The sequence below is a fragment of the Mesorhizobium sp. M2A.F.Ca.ET.067.02.1.1 genome, assembly GCF_004023285.1.
Classification (GTDB): domain Bacteria; phylum Pseudomonadota; class Alphaproteobacteria; order Rhizobiales; family Rhizobiaceae; genus Mesorhizobium.
The window spans coordinates 1-3,435 of sequence record NZ_RZSB01000650.1; the positions used below are offsets into that span (position 1 = coordinate 1).

Below are 3,435 nucleotides of genomic sequence, written 5' to 3' on the forward strand. Positions count from 1 at the left end.
CCTGGGAGCTCAACTCGTCCGCTCGAAGTCTCAATGCCGACGTGACCGGCCAATATATCGGTCAGGCCTCGGACTTCACCGCCCTGCTCGGTCAGTTTCTTTCTTTGAACAATGTCGGAGCCTCGCAGACCGCGCGGATCATTGCCCCGCCGCCGAATGGCGGGCCAAATCCATTTTCATGCGACCCGGCCGAGCTGCAACGGCTGCGCCTCGATCGCAGCCAATGGCTGCCCTGTGCCAGCCGGAGCGCCGAAAGCCTTTCGGGCAACGCGCAGTCCGTGCCGATCAACGTCGATCCAACCGGCGCGGCCCGCGCAATCGAAGCAATTCATGAATAGGAGGCTACCGTGAAAAAAATTGCTATCGCAGCATGTGCAACACTTCTGTGTAGTGCCGCTCACGCGCAAATCGCCGTCATCGACAATGCGAACTTGGACATTGCCCGCCAGAACGCCGACAATACCAATTCCATTATGGGCTCCAACAAGGACATCCTCAAGAAGAGCAATCAGATCCTGCAAGCGCTGACGGGCAGCCGCAACGGCTCTCTCGGCATCGGCCAGATGGGCTTGGGGGGCAACATGTCGATTGCACAAGCGCCGAGCTTCGGATCGATCCTCAATGGCGGCGCGCTGTCTTTCGGCGGGCTGTCGCCGGAAATCCAGAAGATCGCCGGAGCGGTCATCAACGGCCTGCAGCTGGTCAAACAGCTCCAGCAAATCGCCGGTGATGGCAGCAGCGCTGTCAACACCGCCTATAGCGGCAGCGTCAACGTCGCCTCGCTGTTGAGCGCCCTCACCTCCCAGGCCTCACAAGGGGTCGCGCAACGCGAACAGTCGTTGCAGTCGGTTAGTGGCCAGATCGGACAATCCGAGGACGTCAAGGGATCGGTCGATCAAAACACGCGCATGCAGCTCGAGAACGCACGCGCGGTCAACGAGCTCATCGGCGTGCAGAACGGAGCCGTCGCCGCGCTCAACGAGGAAATGAAGACCCGGCTGTTGCGACAAAGCCAGGTGCAAAGGCTGATGACGCCGGCGCAAGTCAATCCGTTCCAAAATTTCCGCAAAAGCGGGAACTGATCGTTGAGGTGCCGAGCGAAACGGAAGCCAGCCTGGTGGCGGCGGGTTGGCGTGATCGCCGCAACGGTCGCGAGCGTCATGCTAGGCGGCTGCGCCGGGCCAGCTCGCGAGCTCAAGGCGCCCTGCGCGCCGTTGGCCTATGCCGGCGATACCAGCTGCGGACCCCTGAAGCCGGTCAACGCCCCGCCCTTCGATCGTATTGTCGAGGCTGGATGAACGGGCTGGCGACAAGCATTCTGGGAGGCATCGATGACGTCGGACGGGGCTTTGTCTCCAGCGTCTACATGCAGCTCGGCCATGCGCTGGGGAATGTCTACGCGCTCATGCTCACCCTCTACATCATCTGGTGGGGATACTCGATCCTCAGCGGCCGCGAGGCGATCTCTCCGATCGAGTCGGCATACCGCCTCGGTCGCGCGGTGGTCATCTATCTGCTGCTGACTGGCTGGGGCACATTCTCTGAGACGATCTATAAGCTCGTGCAGGCGGTGCCGAGCGGAATCGGCAAGATCATCGTCGGCGCCGTCTCGCGCGCCACCGGCAACCAGCTCTCGGATCAAGACGCGATCCCGGCCCTGATCGACAATCTCTACCGCGGTGCCCAGGACGTTGCCAGTCAGGTTTATAGCGGCACTTTCTACGACATATTCGGCGCGCTGCTTTCCACCATCGTGCTTCTGGCCGCCATCATCTTTTCGGCGCTTGCGATCGCGGCAATCATTGCGGCCAAGATCATGCTGTTCATCACTTTGGCGCTGGCGCCGGTCTGGATTGTGCTTTGGCTTTACCGATGGTCAACCCGGATGAGCGAGGGATTCATTTCGCTCACCACCTATCTGATCATCCAGCAAATCCTCATATACGGCTTCCTGGGCTTTTATTTTTCGCTGGTCAATCTGGCCTTGAACACTGCCACCTCGGGAGGCGCCAGCGTCGACAACAAGATGTCGATGGTCCTGCCACTGGTCCTGGTCACGATCATCGGCATCTATGTGCTGATGCAGATCCCGGCGATCGCCTCGATCCTGAACGGTGGCGGGTATCTAAGCACCGTCGGCGCATACCGCTCCTACGGCAATGCCGCGCGTGGCACGCGGTTTGTCGCCAACCGGTGGCAGCGGCTGAGACCATCCCGCAGCAGCGAGGCGGCGCGATCATCCATTCAGCAAGCGGCGCGCGATAACGCGAGGCCGTTGGCCTAGAGGCGCAAACATCCGCCTGAGAAGTGCTGCTCGAGGGCCGCAGTGGGAGCTTGGACGTGAGGCTAAAGTAAAGTGACAAAAATGCAGGCAAGCATCCCCGCCGAGACCGGCAAACTCGTTGACCAGCGCTACTATCAGGCCGGCGCAACATGGGAGGACGACACACACCGGTCTATCAGACGTTCGCGCACGCTGGCGTGGCTTGTCAGCGGCGTCGCCAGTGTGGTTGCGGGCCTGTCATTGCTGACGCTCGTGCTCTTCCTTCCGCTCAAGCAATTCGAGCCCTATGTCATCGAGGTCGACAAGACGACCGGATATCTCGAAGTAGCGCGCGCGCTGAAACCCGGTGATCTGTCGCAGAATGAGGCGGTCACGGCCGCCAATCTCGTTCGCTATATCCGCGCCCGCGAAACCTATGACGCGCGCGAGATCAAGCAGAACTACGATCTGGCGCAGCTTTATTCGACAGGAACGGCGTCCAAGGATTTGACTTGGGCTTACACGCCGTCCAACGCGCAGTCGCTCGACAAGGTCTACGGGCGCAACGTGACCATTTCCGTCGACGTCAAGTCGGTTTCGCTGCTCAACAGCACGACGGCGTCGGTGCGGTTTTCGACCTTGACGCGCCGCGAGAACTCTTCGACGACCGAAAATTGGGTGGCCGTGGTGAAATTCCGTTACACGACGACGCCGATCAAGAACGAATGGCGCTTCGACAATCCGCTTGGCTTCCAGGTGATCGAATACCGTCGCGATCAGGAGTCCGCGCCAACGGCAGGGAACGCGCAATGAAGACCCACATTGGCGCCGCTCTATTGCTGCTGATTTTGCTTGGCTCGGCCAGCTCAGCTGCCGTGCGCGACTATCGTATCCGCTATGTGCCCTTCGACAACGACAATGTGACGACGGTCAATGCCGCGCTCGGAGTCTCCACGATGATTGAGCTCAGCCCGTCCGAGGTGATCGAGACCGTTTCGGCCGGCGACACCAAAGGCTGGTCCATCGTTCCCAAACGCGGCTCACGCTTTCTCTTCATCAAGCCGCTCGAACGGGACGCCTGGACGAATGTCAACGTCATCACCGACCGACGCGTCTATTCGCTGTTGCTCAAAGCCACCGACAGCGACCGCGATCGTGCATCCTTCCAGGTC

Annotated in this window: 5 protein-coding genes; all 5 read left to right on the plus strand. The window is 60.5% G+C overall.

The genetic code is table 11. From position 1 onward, the window contains the following. Positions 1-338 (plus strand): hypothetical protein (locus EOA28_RS39095; RefSeq protein WP_189342232.1); only part of this gene is annotated, 338 nt, incomplete at its 5' end. Between the two features lie 9 nt (positions 339-347). Then, entirely contained in the window at positions 348-1,082 is a 735-nt protein-coding gene (locus EOA28_RS29320; RefSeq protein ID WP_128315551.1) for a type IV secretion system protein, read from the plus strand. 212 nt (positions 1,083-1,294) lie between these two features. Then, on the plus strand, positions 1,295-2,284 hold the full coding sequence (locus tag EOA28_RS29325; protein WP_128315552.1) for a type IV secretion system protein: 990 nt from the start codon (positions 1,295-1,297) through the stop codon (positions 2,282-2,284). A gap of 81 nt (positions 2,285-2,365) precedes the next feature. Then, complete coding sequence (locus EOA28_RS29330) at positions 2,366-3,076, plus strand: type IV secretion system protein (RefSeq protein ID WP_128315553.1); 711 nt, start codon at positions 2,366-2,368, stop codon at positions 3,074-3,076. Beyond that, the coding region (locus EOA28_RS29335) for a TrbG/VirB9 family P-type conjugative transfer protein (protein WP_189342233.1) at positions 3,073-3,435 on the plus strand (363 nt) is incomplete at its 3' end. The genes EOA28_RS29330 and EOA28_RS29335, both read left to right, overlap by 4 nt.

Bases quoted from the DNA above. Each gene is read 5' to 3' on its own strand.
- EOA28_RS29325 (WP_128315552.1), top strand. From the start codon at position 1,295: ATGAACGGGCTGGCGACAAGCATTCTGGGAGGCATCGATGACGTCGGA.
- EOA28_RS29330 (WP_128315553.1), top strand. From the start codon at position 2,366: ATGCAGGCAAGCATCCCCGCCGAGACCGGCAAACTCGTTGACCAGCGC.